Annotated in this window: 12 protein-coding genes and 12 tRNA genes; 17 read left to right on the forward strand and 7 right to left on the reverse strand. The window is 43.0% G+C overall.

Annotation, left to right across the window (positions count from 1 at the left end):
• Window positions 1-165: 165 nt before the first annotated feature.
• Window positions 166-1,419, reverse strand: a complete 1,254-nt coding sequence (locus F6J94_RS15715; RefSeq protein WP_293041813.1) for a response regulator — start codon at window positions 1,417-1,419, stop codon at window positions 166-168.
• Window positions 1,420-2,058: 639 nt separating this feature from the next.
• Window positions 2,059-2,802: an urease accessory protein UreF gene (locus F6J94_RS15720; RefSeq protein ID WP_293041816.1), complete on the reverse strand. Its 744-nt coding sequence runs from the start codon at window positions 2,800-2,802 to the stop codon at window positions 2,059-2,061.
• A 754-nt stretch (window positions 2,803-3,556) separates the two neighbouring features.
• Here F6J94_RS15720 and F6J94_RS15725 point away from each other — a divergent pair.
• The 16 genes from F6J94_RS15725 to F6J94_RS15800 all read left to right on the forward strand — a co-directional run bounded on the left by F6J94_RS15725 (window position 3,557) and on the right by F6J94_RS15800 (window position 8,391).
• A tRNA-Asp gene (locus tag F6J94_RS15725) sits at window positions 3,557-3,630 on the forward strand.
• 70 nt (window positions 3,631-3,700) lie between these two features.
• Window positions 3,701-3,775: transfer RNA gene (locus tag F6J94_RS15730), tRNA-Met, on the forward strand.
• A 4-nt stretch (window positions 3,776-3,779) separates the two neighbouring features.
• Window positions 3,780-3,850 (forward strand) — tRNA-Trp (locus F6J94_RS15735).
• Window positions 3,851-3,854: 4 nt separating this feature from the next.
• Window positions 3,855-3,929, forward strand: a tRNA-Glu gene (locus tag F6J94_RS15740).
• A 4-nt stretch (window positions 3,930-3,933) separates the two neighbouring features.
• Window positions 3,934-4,006 (forward strand) — tRNA-Asn (locus tag F6J94_RS15745).
• A 31-nt stretch (window positions 4,007-4,037) separates the two neighbouring features.
• Window positions 4,038-4,112, forward strand: a tRNA-Phe gene (locus F6J94_RS15750).
• A 27-nt stretch (window positions 4,113-4,139) separates the two neighbouring features.
• Window positions 4,140-4,212 (forward strand) — tRNA-Gln (locus F6J94_RS15755).
• Between the two features lie 117 nt (window positions 4,213-4,329).
• Window positions 4,330-4,402: transfer RNA gene (locus F6J94_RS15760), tRNA-Gln, on the forward strand.
• A 169-nt stretch (window positions 4,403-4,571) separates the two neighbouring features.
• A tRNA-Leu gene (locus F6J94_RS15765) sits at window positions 4,572-4,645 on the forward strand.
• Between the two features lie 533 nt (window positions 4,646-5,178).
• Window positions 5,179-5,252 (forward strand) — tRNA-Leu (locus F6J94_RS15770).
• A 2-nt stretch (window positions 5,253-5,254) separates the two neighbouring features.
• Window positions 5,255-5,331, forward strand: a tRNA-Met gene (locus tag F6J94_RS15775).
• A gap of 439 nt (window positions 5,332-5,770) precedes the next feature.
• Window positions 5,771-6,406, forward strand: a complete 636-nt coding sequence (locus F6J94_RS15780; RefSeq protein WP_293041819.1) for a hypothetical protein — start codon at window positions 5,771-5,773, stop codon at window positions 6,404-6,406.
• A gap of 240 nt (window positions 6,407-6,646) precedes the next feature.
• Window positions 6,647-7,093 carry an NADAR family protein gene (locus tag F6J94_RS15785; protein ID WP_293041822.1) on the forward strand — a complete coding sequence of 149 codons (447 nt, stop codon included), beginning with the start codon at window positions 6,647-6,649 and terminating at the stop codon, window positions 7,091-7,093.
• 253 nt (window positions 7,094-7,346) lie between these two features.
• Window positions 7,347-7,420: transfer RNA gene (locus tag F6J94_RS15790), tRNA-His, on the forward strand.
• Between the two features lie 242 nt (window positions 7,421-7,662).
• Entirely contained in the window at window positions 7,663-7,842 is a 180-nt protein-coding gene (locus tag F6J94_RS15795) for a hypothetical protein (protein ID WP_293041825.1), read from the forward strand.
• 129 nt (window positions 7,843-7,971) lie between these two features.
• Complete coding sequence (locus tag F6J94_RS15800) at window positions 7,972-8,391, forward strand: hypothetical protein (RefSeq protein WP_293041827.1); 420 nt, start codon at window positions 7,972-7,974, stop codon at window positions 8,389-8,391.
• 288 nt (window positions 8,392-8,679) lie between these two features.
• Here F6J94_RS15800 and F6J94_RS15805 read toward each other — a convergent pair whose 3' ends face one another.
• Window positions 8,680-9,690 (reverse strand): GAF domain-containing protein, encoded by a 1,011-nt coding sequence (locus tag F6J94_RS15805; RefSeq protein ID WP_293041830.1) that lies wholly within the window; start codon window positions 9,688-9,690, stop codon window positions 8,680-8,682.
• A 249-nt stretch (window positions 9,691-9,939) separates the two neighbouring features.
• Between F6J94_RS15805 and F6J94_RS15810 the strand changes: the two genes are divergently transcribed.
• Window positions 9,940-11,361: a GTP-binding protein gene (locus tag F6J94_RS15810; RefSeq protein ID WP_293041833.1), complete on the forward strand. Its 1,422-nt coding sequence runs from the start codon at window positions 9,940-9,942 to the stop codon at window positions 11,359-11,361.
• A 435-nt stretch (window positions 11,362-11,796) separates the two neighbouring features.
• Here the strand turns inward: F6J94_RS15810 and F6J94_RS34330 are convergent, their stop codons facing one another.
• From F6J94_RS34330 to F6J94_RS15825, 4 genes are all read right to left on the reverse strand, one after another.
• Window positions 11,797-12,144, reverse strand: coding sequence for a hypothetical protein (locus tag F6J94_RS34330; RefSeq protein ID WP_367142219.1), 348 nt, complete (start codon window positions 12,142-12,144; stop codon window positions 11,797-11,799).
• Entirely contained in the window at window positions 12,129-13,109 is a 981-nt protein-coding gene (locus F6J94_RS15815; protein WP_367142220.1) for a TMEM143 family protein, read from the reverse strand. The genes F6J94_RS34330 and F6J94_RS15815 overlap by 16 nt, the downstream gene beginning before the upstream one ends.
• Window positions 13,110-14,182: 1,073 nt before the next feature.
• A complete protein-coding gene (locus F6J94_RS15820; protein ID WP_293023554.1) occupies window positions 14,183-15,799 on the reverse strand; it encodes an iron uptake porin in 1,617 nt (538 codons plus the stop codon).
• A gap of 134 nt (window positions 15,800-15,933) precedes the next feature.
• Window positions 15,934-16,880 (reverse strand): ATP-binding protein (locus F6J94_RS15825; protein WP_293041836.1); only part of this gene is annotated, 947 nt, incomplete at its 5' end.

Raw genomic sequence — 16,880 nt, forward strand, 5'->3', positions numbered from 1 at the left:
TTTGAATTATTGTTATTTTATTTTTAAGCTTATAAATTAAAATAACAATAATTCAATTAATTGAATAGGTATAGTAGGTATAGTAAATTAATTGTGATAAGTTTTTATAGAAAGTTACCTACTCCCTACTCCCTGTTCCCTTTACTAAAGTATTAAAGTAAGTAGTCAACTGGACAGGATATTACGACTAACCCCGAGATGCCTCTGGAGAATTGTCAATACCTTTGACCGAGTAATAGGCTTTGCTAAAAAGTCTGTAGAACCGACCATCTTGGCCCGCACTCGGTCTACAATTCCGTCATTACTGGTGACCATAATCACTGGCGTGTCTTGAAACACCGAAACCCGACGAATTTGTGCACAGACTTCATACCCGTTTAAAACTGGCATCACCAAATCCAAGAAGATCAGCTGTGGTTTATGCTTTAGCAAGGTCGGCAAGGCTTTGATAGGGTCTTGAACATTGATAAATCGATAACCAGCATTGGCAAGAATTTGACTCATGGTCAGCCGATCGATGTGGCTGTCTTCGATATAAACTACCAAGGGACTAGCTGGTAATGTCTGAACTGGTCCTCCAAACCTTCGAGCATTTTCTGGCATTGGGTTAGTGGCTTTAGTAAAGTGAGTATCACAGCGCCAGTCCCCAACCTCGATCAGACCCATCACCTGTACTCGGATGTAGGGCATGATTGATTGGGCCAGAGCCAAAAGATTCTGTTTCAACGTCAAAGCTAAATCCCTCAAAGTGCGATCGCCATCCACTAAGGTAGTTAGGTTGTGGTAGGCCAGTAATGAGGTCTGCTGTCGCAATTTGTCAGCATCCCAGATCACCGGAGCCAAAGAAGGGGAAATATCTACCAAACCAGCCTCTTGCCAAGGCTCCCAAGCAAGCATTGCCTGTTGCCAAATCTGTGAAGCTCGAATTACTACCAACCTTGAATCAAAGGTTGAATCAAAGGTTGAATCAGATGTTGAATCAATAGTGTCTTGAGGAATCTGCCTGTAAGTTAGTTGCTCTGATGAACCACAGCGGAGTTGTTCCTGCCGTTGGATGATATCGAAGAGTATTTCCGTACAGTTGCCAGCAACAACTGACCTCATCTGTCTGAGCGGTACTTTCCCCTCTCTGACTAGTTCTGCTAGAGATTTGTAATCCCAATACACCGGCTGAGCCGGTGACCCCTGACACAAAGGATCAGCTGATAGTTCTGGGCAGTGTACAGACAACTGCCGACACCAACGACGAATGGGATGCATTTTACTAGCACCGCCACTCAAACGACCGAAGTGGAAAAAAAGAGTCCACTGCTGACCTTGGGGATCTTCAATCTCCAACCGACCAGTCAATTGCGCCTTTGCGCAAGCTTGAATCTGTTGTGCCAGTTTGTCGGTGGTCAATACTTTGTGAGTAGTCATTGGTGTCTCTATTGATATATAGCAAAATTATTAACTATTAACTAACAATTAAAAATGAATCTTTAACAAGTCATATCCCTAGTTTTATAGCACCTATATTAGCACCGAGGTTGTCAATATTTACTGTTTTAATTAATACCTATAACCCTAGAAACCTAATAGGTAATATTGTGAATTATATTGTGAATCCTGATATTGTGTATAGTTTTCAGAACTTACGCAGCAACTCTATTTGTAACAAATTATATGGTTTGTCGCCCAGTTTTGCCTAAGTCCTGGTTTTGTAGAAATGCACCAAACTGGTAATGTTAGCAGACAAGTCAAGCCAGGGTTGTGGAGATGCACCATTATCGAGTTTCACTAACCATAAGCAAAACTCTGTTAGCCAAACTGAAGGTAAATTAGTAGCTGACCTTGATAAATTTTAGCTTCATTAAGGTTGTTTTTTAAATAAAATTAATTAAACTTAACTTTATTTATTCTGCCTTAATCATAACTATGATATAAGTCTTAAGATACGCTAATTGTCGTAGTATACTTTGCTAACTAGAAAATCTAGCATCTCTCAGTAACATCAGCAACAAAATCTAGCTAACTTTATTAAGTCTTTAAAAAAAGGATTATTTATTTTCAAAAGAATTAACTGCGAAATAATCGTGTGTACTGAGTTTGGTGAGCCATACTTGCCAGGGCTAATCCCCAGCCACAACTACTTAATTTTTCATCCGCCAAAGTTAAAACATCTTCGGTTGTCAGAGTAAGTCTATGGTTGAGTGCTAGCAGTAGCTGTTGACCAACGGTTTGACCAAGGGGAATCAATTTGACCCCAGCACCGATGACATTAGATGCCCAGCTATGTAAGTAACCTAAGACTGTAGCTGTAATGTCAATCTGCCAGTGAGCAGCCCCAATCCCAAACGCGATCGCATAATTACAGGGTTTACCCACAGCTGATGCTACATCTTGTAGACAGATGACATTTTGTTCAGAGGTTACATCGGTCGTCTCGACAATGGTTTCACTGGGTGGGTGCAAATCCAGCAGTAACCGCATCAACGAGTTACCCATCTGCCAACTTTGCGATCGCAATTCAGAAGTTTCCTTAGCAGCACTTACCCAAGCATTCCAGTAGTCCAAACCCTCTAAATCCCCTTTGCCGTAACTTTCGTAAGCTCGAACCATCACATAAGCCTCTAATCGAATGGCTCCATAGCACAGTTGATGCTCTAGCCACTGGTGCAGAGTAGTCTGGTTGTGAATCACACCAATATCAACTAACGTTTCCAAACCCTCAGAATAGCCGTAAGCACCCACTGGTAGTACGGGACTAGCCAGTTGCAAAAGATTCAACAAAGAATTAGGGACTAGGGGATCTAAATGCATTCTTGCTTGTTGCTCATTGTTCTATTGCACTGTCTGTACATCATACCTAATCGGCATCCCACGCTCTTTGAGGATTGAAGAAGAGACCGAAGAGGGGGAAGGGGGACTAGGAACAACTTATTAACAAGTTTCTCCTGATCGAGATCTGCTCGATCCTGTCATCCATTACATCCGTTAAACGGCGTTGCTTAATAATGGAATGATTTTAAGAGTGAGGTGGAATGGGCATCTTGCTGTGGAATGGGCATCTTGCTGTGGAATGGGCATCAGGCGTGGAACTGGCATCTTGCCAGTTTCAATATCTTTTCGCGCGGGCAGGATGCCCACTCTACTCCTATTCATTCGAAGACTGACGCAACGCCCGTTAAACCATCCCTTGCCCCTCTGGCAATTAGGACTTACCCCCCCCTAAATATACATATAGTGTTTAGTTTTATATAAAAACACTACATATATTGTTTTCTGGGGCTATCCACATAACTCCTAAAAATTTCCAAAAAAAGTTTGCCCAAACCCTTGACACCGCTTGTAGTATTTTTGTAGTATAAAAACATAGCGCAGAGGAAAGAGTCAAAAAGCTCGAATCCAAAAGCTTACACGGAACCTTGACAACTAAATATGTAACATACCTTTTGATTCATGTTTGGATATAACTGTGTTTGCTCATCACGTGGGGATGGACCCTTGGGTTGATTCCCCACAGAGTAAACCCAGAGATTTATCTAAAGTCGAACGGATAAACTGTTCAAGTCCTGGGGCTGTAGCTCAGATGGTCAGAGCGCCTGTCTGTCGAACAGGAAGTCGCGGGTTCGATTCCCGTCAGCCTCGCTGTTTGCAGTCGCTTTTATCGGTTGCAGGTGCAAATCCTGCTCCAATCAGTGACTCCAATCAGTGACCTAGCAGCGTAGCTCAACGGTAGAGCACCTGGCTCATAACCAGGAGAGTGCGGGTTCGAGTCCCGCCGCTGCGACCACATACGGAGATGGTGTAACTGGGAACATAACGGTCTCCAAAACCGTTGATCTGAGTTCAAATCTCAGTCTCCGCGCTCCCGTGCCGTAGGCAAATTTGGTTAAGCCGCGTGCCTTTCAAGCAGGTGATTGCGGGTTCGATCCCCGTCGGCACGATGAATGCCCTGTAGCTCAGTTGGAAGAGCAGCGAGCTGTTAACTCGATGGTCGCGGGTTCGCTCCCTGCCAGGGCAGTCAGGAGGGGTTTCATCTTTCTCCTTTGTATCCCCCGGTAGCTCAGTTGGGTAGAGCGCTCGCCTGAAAAGCGAGAGGTCGTCGGTTCGATGCCGACCTTGGGGGACTGTCACTTGCTATTGCAAGTGCTCAATGCCGGATGGACGATTGGCAAGTCGCCGTGACTCTGAATCACGGAGAGGTTGGTTCGAGTCCAACTCCGGCATTCTATTGTTGAAGGTTAAGCGGTAGCTCAGTTGGGTAGAGCGCTCGCCTGAAAAGCGAGAGGTCGTCGGTTCGATGTCAACCTTAGAGGGCTATCACTTGCTATTGCAAGTACTCAATGCCGGATGGACTATTGGTAAGTCGCCGTGACTTTGAATTACGGAGAGGTTGGTTCGAGTCCAACTCCGGCATTCTATTGTTGAAGGTTAAGGGGTTGAAGGTTAAGGGGTTGAAGGTTAACCAGTTGTAAGCTTCAACCTTCAACCAAACAACCTTCAACCAAACAACCTTCAACCTTCAACCTTTAACCAAACAACCTTCAACCCAAATGACTTTTGATAGCAACTTGGTATCAAATTATGCTCCTGTAGCCCAATTGGCAGAGGCGACCGTTTTAAAAACGGTCAGTTGTGGGTTCGACTCCCACCAGGAGTACTAACGGGGTGTGGCGCAGTTTGGTAGCGCGCTTGCTTTGGGAGCAAGATGTCACAGGATGAATGCTTCTCACACCTGCGTTCTCGTGGTGTGGGTATCCGTCTTGATTACAAGGGCACTTATCCCTCGCGACAGGCGGCATTCTCGCCGAATAGCCAGGACTTTTGCTGGACTATTCCCCCAAGTCGTTTCCGCTATGGGGCTTGTATTATAAACTTTTACCTAGAGTCTGACGTGTATAAACCGACTACAAAGGATTTACAGGCTTGATTTTCCTTTCGTTAAGAGGTCGTGCCGACCGGTTGCTCAGAATCTTGTTCTGCCCTTTGCCGTACCGCTCAAGATAGATAAATTATATCACAATTTGCCGCTCCTTGAACCCCACCTGCGTTCTCGTGGTGGGGGAATGCGTCGCTCATTTTTGTTCAAATCCTGTCGGGAGTACCAATTATCCAGATGTGGCGCAGTTTGGTTTAGTCCAGTTGACCAACAGTCAATTGGTCATAAGCGCAAATTCTGCCCCTCGGATCCAAACCCCTGTAGCCCAATTGGCAGAGGCTCTAGGCTTAGAACCTAGGTGTTGCTGGTTCAAATCCAGTCAGGGGTATCGCAGGGATGGAGCAAGAGTAGGCTCGCCAGGTTCATACCCTGGAAATCAGTGAGTGCAATTCTCACCCCTGCCACCAATTTGCAGGCATGATGTCATAAGCTGTTCAGCATTTAGATTGGGATACCTAAATTGTTCAAAGGGAACAGGGAACAGGGAATAGGGAACGGGGAATAACCAATTTAAATGCACATCAGCTTATCATCTCTGCTTGAATACTTATCATTTAAAGGAGTTCGTAAATTTAAATTTTTCAAGTAACAAACAACCAATAAAAAGTAACGATTTACCTGATTTTAATAGTTATCAATAGAACCTGAACAATTAGCAAGATTGTTCATAATTTAAAAAAAAGAGCTCTTTACTACTGTTCCCTGTTCCCTGTTCCCTGTTCCCTGTTCCCTTTTTATATCAATACTATGTTTACCTATAAAATAAAACTACTTTATAAGTTAACTAACAGCAGGGTTTACAAGTGATTAGCTAGGAGATACAAATGAATAGATAAGGAGGGTAAAATGACAACTATGACTGTCACAGATGCTCTAGCCGAGTTAACCTTGCTCGAAAAGCGCATTGACTCAGCCAGAGCAGCTTTGGACAACAACACCTTAATTTCTGTGGTTGAAGTCGGTCAAGTGCCAACAGGCTTCAAATCACGAGAAGATTATGAGATAAAAGCTAAAGCAGCTTTGCAAAAAGTGGATGCCCTGATTGCCAGACGACGGACGTTCAAGAGAGTAATTGTCTTATCCAATGCGTCTACAATGGTTACGATTGCTGACCAAGAAATGACTGTTGCAGAAGCGATTGAGATGAAGATGTTTATCATGTATTATGAAGCAGTTATCGGTACTATGCAGTCAGCATATACTAAAACCCTGAATCACTATAAGATGGCACAAGCACGAGTCAAAGAAAGACTTGATAAACTAGCTCTGGAAGTGCTAGGACAGAATGCATCGGTTGGTTCACAGAAGTATCAATCCTTGGCAGATAGCTTTCTAGCTAAAGAAGGGGTTGAACTACTCGATCCCACTAACCTGGCTGAAGAACTTGAAAGACGACAGAACTTTATTGAACAGTTCAAGTCAACAGTTGATCGAGTACTCTCTATTAGCAATGCCAGGACAATGATCGAAATTCCCGATTAAAATAGTGATAGGTGCTGGTCACTCGAAAATTTATCAATTTATGGTTTTTTCTTTCTAAATTTAAAGGTCAAAGGTTAACGGTTAACCCTTAAACCTCAATCATCAAACCTTAGCTGATCAACCTTCAAACCATAAAAGTCAACCATCGATCAAATCCAGGGACTATGGTTGTAGGTTCCATAAAACCTTGAGGTTTCCACCTGGCTGAGTGGTCAGCATTCTCATTATTCAGCAACAATTATGACAATTTATTTTTACGGTACTCGCCAAAAACCCTATGGTTGTTTTTCCAACTTCTCCCGACATGGCTTTGAGCTAGATGAATTGTGGTGGGCTACTAGTGAGCATTTCTTCCAAGCCCAAAAATTTGTGACCACTGATTCCTCTTGGTATGACAAAATCCGTGAGGCAAAAACACCAAAGGAAGCAGCAAAAATGGGACGCAATCGCTCTCATCCTCTTCGTGATGATTGGGAAAAAGTCAAAGATGAGATTATGCAGCGAGGAGTGTTACAAAAATTTGAAACCCATGGTGATCTTCGCCAGTTACTACTTGCTACAGGTGATCAGGTAATTGTTGAGAATTCACCCATAGATTATTACTGGGGTTGTGGTGCTGATGGTAGTGGTAAAAACAAGCTAGGAGAGATTTTAATGACAGTCAGGGCAATATTGCGTGACAAGTAACTTGATGTTAACGATAGCATTTTTATTTGAGTTGTAAACAGAGGATTTCTAGAAAAAGGGAGCAGGGAGCAGGGAGCAGGGAGCAGTAGGAAAGAGATCTAAAAAGTTTTGATGTTATGAACAATCTTGCAAAAGTATTTTTATGATACTGTTTGCGTCAATTCTTGTCCACTGTTCCCTATTCCCTGTTCCCTGTTCCCGACTTCTGCAAGAAGTCTAATAATTAGGAATTTGTATTGTTTTAAACAACGTGGTGTCTGAAGCCAAAGTGGTCGCGGCGCTGGTTTGTGGAACCAGTCATAACGGGTTCAAGTCCCGTCAGACACCCTTAGGTGCGACCCGTGATGGCGAGCAATCCCTTGACCGTAGGTCACGCGGGGCGCGTTCGCCATCACGGAAAGCGCACCTTAAGGAAGATGCCGCCGAGTGGACGGCAATCGGTCTTGAAAACCGTGGTATGGCAGCGATGTTGTAGGGGTTCGAGTCCTCCATCTTCCTCTAACCACCAGAAGCCGAAAAGCGAGGCACTGTGCTGATAACGCAGTGGTAGGAGGGGCAGTACCTCCCTGGTGGATTTCCCTTCTACACGCGATGAAGCAAAGCTTCCGCTAAAAGCGATTGGCCTATGGCCACGCTACGCGAACGCTAACCTGATCAACCCCTGTGAAGCATTTGATCAGCTAGACGAAGGTATGTTACTCCTACTACTACCCCAAGAATTTTATCATCCATCCCTGGATAGAGACTGAGATTTACCTCTCTGGGAAGATCGAGATGGGCAGCAGAGCGCGATCGCTAAAGGAAAAAACAGTTGAAACAGATTCAAAATGTCTTAAACTGATGGCAAATGTATAGTTATAATATCAAAGGAAATTTCTATGCAGCTTGGTCCTGGTTTATTAATAACATTTTTGTACTACTTCACCTGCACAACCCTAATTACCACTGTCTTTTCATCGCAAGTTTTGAGGCTAAGTCTGGTGACAGGGATGCCCTATAGTGTCGGTGTAATTTTTGGCTTAATCGGTGGTTTATTAGGTACCTACTTCAATCGAACCGTTACAGTATCCCTAGAATTCAAGAGTAAGAAAGTTTTTAGCGCTGCTCTCCAGGATGCTCTGACCGAGATGGGGTTTGAGGAAACATCAAAGCTAGATGAGTTTGTAGTTTACCAACGCCCAGCCCTCAGTAATCTTTTCTCTGGTAAAGTATTTGTACAAATCGGTAAAGGTACAGCAACCATTGCTAGCCGTTCCAGAAATATTAAGCGAATCAGCCGTAAACTATCGAAGAATTAGACACACTATCAATAATTTTTGGCTCTTCCGTACTTGTTATGCTAAATTAACACTTTGGCAAAGGGAGCAGGGAGCAGGGAGCAGGGAGCAGTGGAAAGAGACAGTATTTAGAAAATTTTGTTAATTAAATAGCATCAAAACCCTTGTATAGTAAGCTTTATGAGTTTTTTAACTTGAAATGAGCGCATAGCAGGTACTGAAGAACCTAATTTTTAAAACCTGGCGGTGATTATAAATCACGGCAATAGTATCAGTCTATCCAACACACTATAGCTGATAAAATAGAGCCTAACCCCTTAAATTATTAAGTATTCGCAAAGCTCCAATGATAACTAACTTACCGTATAATTTAGTTCGGGATCCATAAATTTCTACGTCAATCTTGCTGCCATCTTTACACTGACCAGGAAAGGTAAAGTAGAGATTTTTACCCTGACCCTGAAGACAATGAGTTATTCGCTCATCCACAAATTTACGCTTGTCTTCTGCCACCACTTGTAGTAAAGATTGCCGAGAAATCAGTTCACCAAAGGAATAGCCAAAAATTTCTGCCATTTTGGGATTAACATAGAGAAAATTCCCTTTACTATAAATTATGTAAATTCCCAGGGAAGAAAAATTATCTGAACTATCAGTGAGCTGATTGGGTGGGGATAAAACTTGATAGTTCTGAGGAGACTGTTGTCCTAGCTGTTGTTGTTGACTGTGGAGTTGAGCATTCTCTACGATCAAAGCCATGGACTCAGCAGTCATTTCCATTAAACGGGCAGATTTAGCACCAAAGTGTCCCGGCTGGGAATGCATTAGGGTGATAATGCCTAATAACCTCTTGCCCCTGAGAATAGGTACAGCTAATACTGAGCGTACTTGATAGGGCTGATCAGGTAAGGTAAGCCAGCGCTGATCATCCATAGTGTCCGTGATCACCCCAACTTGGCGATGGCGGCTAACCCAACCAGCTAAACCTTGGTCTAGAACCTGACCAATGATCTGCTTTTTATATCGTGGTAGGGTTGCACCGCGAGCTAGAATACTCTCAGTGACAACACCATCAGCATTGAGTAAAAACAGGCTACTATCCTCTGCCTTAGTGAGCCGACCAGCAACGTGGAGTATATCTTGTAACAAAGCTCTCAGCATCAGGGAGCCAGAGGCGGTTTGCATCATGGTGGCATAGGTTTTAAATAGCTGATGTTGAGCACTGAAGACGATTCGTGTAGCTTTAAGTTGATCAACTTGTCGGCGCAGTGCTTTCACTTCCTGAATCAGCTGTTGTTTAGATTTATTCAGATCACTCATATTTACCTCCATCAATCAGCCTGCGCCAATCCCACATTAGTCTACAGGCTTATAGCAAGTTGCGTTTCTGATGTTTAATTTACCTATGGGGTCAGGAGGACTTGGGGGAAATTTCCGCTCTTCCCAATTCCTTTTTGTTTATTCTTTGACTGCAACTTGGTATCAGGTAATTGGTATCGGATAATAGGTATTTTCTCATCAACGGTTAGGTAAAAATAGTAACTGTAACTCGTCTTGCCCTATTTAACCTTGAGTTATCCTCGATCTTCCCAATCTAAACCAGCTGCTGGTAATCAGACATCCTATGGCACCAACAACCAGCAGAAAAGTCTCTTCAACCGCACTCGTGCCAGTTTACAGCAAACCTTGTCCTGGTACAGCAATTTTCATCGTTCCCAGGGGAATCCTGCTGATGTGGAAATGCAAGCCTTGCTGCAAACTGAATTAGAGGTTTTGCAGTCTAGCTTAGACAAACTTGACCAAGGATTGATTCGCATTGCCGCTTTTGGTTTGGTTAGTCGTGGTAAGTCAGCGGTAATTAATGCTTTGCTGGGACAAAAAATTCTTAAAACTGGTCCGATTCACGGTGTCACTCAATGGCCCAAGTCGGTACGCTGGACACCTAGGTCCGACAGTGAAGTCCTCTTGGAGTTGATTGATACTCCAGGATTGGACGAAATCCATGGGGAAGTAAAGGCGCAGATGGCGCGGGAGGTGGTATCCCAAGCGGATTTAATTTTATTTGTGGTGGCTGGTGATATCACTCGCACTGAATATCAAGCTCTTTGTGAACTGCGGCAAAGCCAAAAGCCTCTAATCTTGGTATTTAACAAAATTGACCTCTATCCAGAACAAGACCGGGAGGCAATTTATCAACAGTTGCAACAACTCGGTACCGGTAGTCCCAAGGATCGGCGTTTACAAAAGATGTTGTCAGCGGATGAGATTGTGCTAGTGGCAGCAGAACCAGCTTCTATGGAAGTACGGGTAGAGTGGCCTGATGGTAGAGTGACTTATGAATGGGAAACTCCACCTCCGAATGTAGATCAGCTTAAACAGAAAATTTTCAGTCTACTTAACCGAGAAGGGCGATCGCTTTTAGCCCTCAACGCTCTATTTCAAGCCCGCAATGCTCAGAATACTATTGCCAAAAAAGCCATTGAGTTACACAAAACTGAAGCAGAAGACTTAATCTGGCAGTTTGCCAAGTACAAAGCACTAGCAGTCGCCCTGAATCCGATTGGAATTTTAGATGTGTTAGGGGGTACTGTGACTGACTTGGTGATGATTCGTTCTCTAGCGCGGCTGTATGGTCTACCCATGACTAGCTATGAAGCAGGTAAGCTATGGCAAAAGATTTTGATCAGTTCTGGAGGGTTACTGCTAGGTGAACTGGGTACCAGTGTGCTTTTTGGTGTAGGTAAGAGTGCATCAGTGGTTATCGGTCCGAGTGGCTTGGGTGCCTTTGCTGGGGCAGCAATTACCCAAGCTGGAATTGCGGGTTATGGGGCTTATGCTGTTGGTCAAGCGGCACAGGTTTATCTCGAACAAGGTTGCTCTTTCGGACCACTAGGAGCAAGTACTGTCATTAAAGAAATTCTAGACCGGGTGGAGCCAGACACTATTGTTTTCCGTCTGCGGCAAGAATTGGAAAGACAGCTAGGAGAGTGATAAAACTTAATTCCTTAACCTTTTCCATAATTTTACCTAAATTTTATACCTGGTAAGTTTTTTACCGGACTCGTAGATTGGGCATGTGTAGATATTCAGTAGATATTCAACAGAGAAAAATCACTGCCAGCCCATCGCGATTCAGGAGAAGACCCATGTTCAAAAGACTAATTCAAGCCGCCATACTCACTTTATTGCTTCACCTAATTGCAAACCTGACACCACCAGACTCTCAACAGCCTGTCAATTTGTCACCCTCAGACGTGAAACTTGTCTATGTCTTGAGCTAGACCATCGGTCAGTGTTCCAAACGGATTTTTATGGGGGTTGTGGGCTGGATAATTATCCATGGTTCATTATCCATGGTTCATTAGTGTTCATTAGTACAGTTGTCATGAACCATGAACCATGAATTTTAGAGGAGACTAAAAATGGTTAACCAAATGCATTATCCCAAACATAATCGATCAAGGTTTTAGCCTCCTGTAGAGGTAACACTTGACAACGACCTTGGTGATCATAGGTCAGCAGAGGGATTGGACATCTAGTCCCTTGTTCTAGGTTATCCTTTAGAATTTTGCCCTGTATCTCTTCCAGGTTACGCAGGCAATTATTGATATCAAAGTCAATTTTGGTGTCAAAATTATCATCCATCCATGCTTCAATTTGGTCATCCAACTCTTTAGGGTTAAGCAGCTTTTTACTAGTTAATAAGTGATAATAAACCAGAATAATTTCCTTACATTCTTCCTCTTCAGCGTCATCAATCAAAGACTTAAACACACCAGCATTAATAAATTTTTGAAGAAAAGGGTCTCGGTAACAATTTTTTGAAATTTAATCTGCTTATTTTGATAACTTGTGTACTGCTTAAAGGCAAATCCCCCGAAGGCGATCACCACAGATAAAGTAGTGAGCAGTACAGCCATAATATCATGGGATTTTTCCTGGTCAATTCTGAAGCTTTCCACTCCCATAGCGAACAAAATTATCCCCAAGATAAAGATAAGTTGGGGAAGAACTTTGACCAAAAGAGGAATGGCAGCTCCAATGGCAGGTAAACCAAATAATAGGCGGTCTTTCCAGGTCATTCCTATTTTAACATTTGGAAATAAGAATTCTAGATCAAATTTGGGAATATTGCCATAGAGATAAACATACATTTTACCGGGTACAAAGTTTTGAGTTTTGAGTTTTTTTGATTTTTTTGATTCAAAATAATTTTTATCTTTAAATTTAATCAATAAAACTACTCGTTCATAGATTTCAATTTTTTGTTCACTTGGCTTTAAAAGTTTTTTCAAAAAATAAATTTTAGATTTATCTCCTCTACCATAGCAAACCATGTCCTCAAAGTCATCAAAATCTATATCAGTCTTTAGTTCAATCAAGGAGTGTTCTGACACAGCCTGTTGTAGGAGATTTTTCGGTAAGGGAAAGTAATTGGCACTTTTCAGGAGAGTTGTTAATGTCGATATCAATTTAGTTTCCATCTGACTCTTCTGATTTGGAGTCAATTCCTTGATCGACTTGGTATCAGCATCAGGATTAAAAGGAGCAAAGTTATCTTTTAAATTCTCTAGGGTTTGATGGAACTTAAAATGATAATAGGCTGACAGAATTTCGCAGAAATCCCGAAACTTCTGGGCGTTGTTAGGGTCAAGTTTCCCATCTTGAAGACAAAGTTCGATTAGATCGGTTCGACGGTAAGGGATAAAGGCTTCCCGGTCTTGATATATAGCCATCATTGTGCCACTAAACTGCTGTATAGTTCACATTAATAAAATTATGTTGGTTAGAGCATGAGCACCGGTTAACTAACAAATCGACTGGAGCTATAGTTATAGAGTTACCAGCCAATCCTGGAAAGGTAACAACTCGCCAGGACTAAAATTGATATTTTTTTAAATCAGTGGTCTAGGCTAGAAGCTTCCGAAAAGTTGTTCAGCCTTAGGATTGGAATTGTCTAGGATTGCTTAAGCGATGAGTAACTACTATCATCAAAATAACCCACAACCGCCAGACCAGGTTAGTCTGGGTTAGCTTATGATCTAACCAGCTGAGCTGTTTCCAGCTTTTCGATTGGGAAGTTATGTCAGAATTGATATCGGTAATTCGTTGACTTTTGTTAAGTTGATCCAACATTAATTGCTGGCTCGGTTTTTTTATTGTGATCATGTTGCTACGAACTTATCCTTTTCCCCTAAGCATGATCAGGGATGGCTACACCAGCCAAGTCGGCTTGGTGGGGATTAGGGTGAAAAGGATATCTGGATTTAAGTGATTCATTTATAGTAGAACCAAGGGTAAGCAGCTTAAACAGCAACAACAAAAATCTTAAAAAAGCTTAATACCCGGTATTGATTGACAAATGACCAAGATTCTGCATAGAGGACTTTGAAGCGATCGCAATTTCTTAGACAGTGAGCGCTCACTCCCTTATTAGTCACAATAATTGAAGCAAATTAATAATAAATAATTCGATAAGATAAAGCTTTGACAGCAATTTCTAAATCATTACTAGCGTCAGCAATGCTATCCACATATCTGGGGGACTGGAGTAGTAATCGATTTCATCCACACAATAGCGAAAATCTTTAGCTAGCTGAAGCGGCTTAAACAACCTTAAACAAACTGAAAAAAATCTTAAAACCTCTCAATAATGTGCTGATCCCGAGCCCGGTTAAGTTCTTATAATTTTTGGCTTTTCGTGACTTTAAAGTTAACAATTTTCAATTTTTAATTGTCAATTTTCAATTTTAAAGTCACAGCCATGAGCTCTACCGTATTATAAGTAATTAACCGGACTTGGGATTAGGTCTTAGAATTTGAATGTAGTTCTCAAAGCACCAATCACGACATCCTCGTTATCACTGTCTCCAAAGGGAGCAGCAATCCAGATTAATCCGGGAGTAATCGAGATATTATCATTTACCTGATACTTGTAGAAGCCTTCAACATGAATGGCGGTATCATCATCACCACCAACATAAGGCTCAGAACCAGCGATTATACCAAGTAAGTTACCTTCTTTGCCAAAGTCTGGTAATGCTAGTCCTAGACCGTAGTACCAAATCTCAGCATCACCATTGCCACCAGAAGCTTGTTCAGCATCGGTGTAGCCACCATAGGCATTAATTACTAAATTGGGAGAGAATCGAAAAGAGGCTTCTACGCCGTAGGAGTTAGTGTTGGCAGTGACATCTGCTCCATCACCAAAGGGTGCCCTGGCGTTTTCAGTTCCGACACCTGTATCAAAGATAGCGTTGCCATCATCAAAGTCATTGAAGTAGGCACGAACGTAGGTGAAGGCTAACTGGAAGCTGTCGCTAGGGGAAAATGTCAGCTGACCTAAGGCAGAAAACTCACCATTGAATAAACCCTGACCTTCAGAGGGGTCAAAGGAATTGCCACCAAAGTAACCTGCACTCAATACTACCGCATCGGCGAGGCTAAAGTTGATGCCTAGTCCACCACCTGCGCCTAAACCAATTTTATAGATGGGGCTAGATTCAGCATAGCTGGAAAGAACACCACTAGCACCAGTGAAGTCATCCAGGTAGGGGCTGATGGTGGGGACGAAATCTTGCCAAAGGGGAAACGCAGCTGGCAGATAAACATCAATATTATCCCCAATCGGGAAGTAGTAGGCTAGCCAACCAATACCCAGATCGTTGCCGCTGTCAAAGCTGTAAGTAAAGGCACCTTGGTCTGTGCCATCAAAGGTAGCTGCATTACCGGCATCCAGACGGGTGTAGAGCGCATCTTTACCGGTGAAACTGGAGACAAACGCTAAACGTACCCGGTCTTGGAACACGACTTGGTTGTCACTGTCTTCACCAAAGGCGTTGGCAATAGAGAAGACCACTTCCCCTTCTAGCTTGGTGGTGGTAGAAAACTGATGGTCTTCTAAAAATGCCACCCGTCCTTCTAAGTTATCGACTCGTGCACCGAGAGTAGCCAATTCTGATTCAAACTCCTGAATCAGCCGTTGCAGGGTTTCTAAGTCTTCACGAGTGATAAAATCAGCGGTAGACGCAGCAATTAAACGCTCAATTTGGTTCAAGCAAGCATTTAAACCAGCGGCAAATTCATACCGGGTTGTTGCCCGATTCCCACGAAACGTGCGATTGGGGTATCCTGCAATACAACCGTAGCGCTCTACTAAACTCCGTAGCGCTTCATAAGCCCAGTCTCCAGGAGATACATCACGCAGTTGGGAAACACTGGTGACTTGACCCATGGAAGCTGACTCTTGTTTACTCTGTTTGATGAGTTTATCAACCGACACCTGCTTTGATTGTGCAGGCATTTGCGACCGGTTTACTGAATCAATGATTTCTGAAACCTCTTGTGCGATCGCAACCTCAGATGCTGCCCATTGGGATACCAACATCAATGGACTCATCAGTAACATCGAGCGTAATTGTTTATTCATTGTTCTCACTCACACCTGTCATCAGTCTAATGGATGAAAGTAACAAAGCTCTGACCAGGTGTTTGTAGTCTTTGATACAAAATATTACTTATATAGTTGACTCGTGACAGTACTCTGTCAGCACCTAGGCACAACTATATTGGCAAACTAATGACAAACTCGGCTCCCTGAGCTGGTTCTGAAGCCACCTCAATTTTCCCCCGATGGTGGGTAATAATTTGGTAGCTAATGGCCAGTCCCAAGCCAGTTCCCTTACCTGGGTCTTTGGTAGTGAAAAATGGGTCAAAGATCCGGTCTTTAATTGCTGCGGCAATCCCAGGGCCATTGTCAGCGATTCGGATAACTACCCAGTTTTGGTCAACTAGCTCAGTTTGAATCCGAATGGTGAAGACTGGGGATGGGCAAGATTCGACACTCTTGTGTTCTATAGCATCAAGGGCATTTTCCAAGATACTCATAAATACCTGATTCAGTTGAGCTGGGTAGCAATCCACCAAAGGTAAATCCCCATACTGCTTGATCACCTCAATCCCTGGCTTGAGACGGTTGCTGAGCAGAACGAGGGTATTGTCAATTCCTTCATGGATGTTAACCGGTTTGATCTTGGCTTCATCCAATCGGGAAAAATTCCTCATCGAAAGCACAATTTCACGAATGCGCTCAGCTCCCCCTTTCATGGAAGCGATGATTTTAGGCAAGTCTTGGGCCAAAAATTCCAGATCAATCTCTTCTAGCTGATTTTGAATCTCTGGGTCAGGGTTGGGATAATACTGCTGATAGAGTTCCACCAGAGAGAGTAAATCCTCAATATAATCACTGGCAAAGAACAGATTGCCGTAGATAAAGTTGATCGGATTGTTCATTTCATGGGCAATACCAGCCACCATAGTACCCAAACTGGACATTTTTTCGTTTTGAATCAGCTGGATTTCCGTTTGCTGGAGTTCGTGGGTGTAGTCAGCCATACCGTGAATCAGCTGATTGAGAGAAGTGGCTAAGACACCCACTTCATCTCGGGTCGTGACTGGTGCTTGCAGGGTGAAGTTAGACTCCTGTTTGACCTGTTCGGTGATCTCAGTCA

The sequence above is a fragment of the Moorena sp. SIO1F2 genome, from assembly GCF_010672755.1.
Lineage (GTDB): Bacteria > Cyanobacteriota > Cyanobacteriia > Cyanobacteriales > Coleofasciculaceae > Moorena.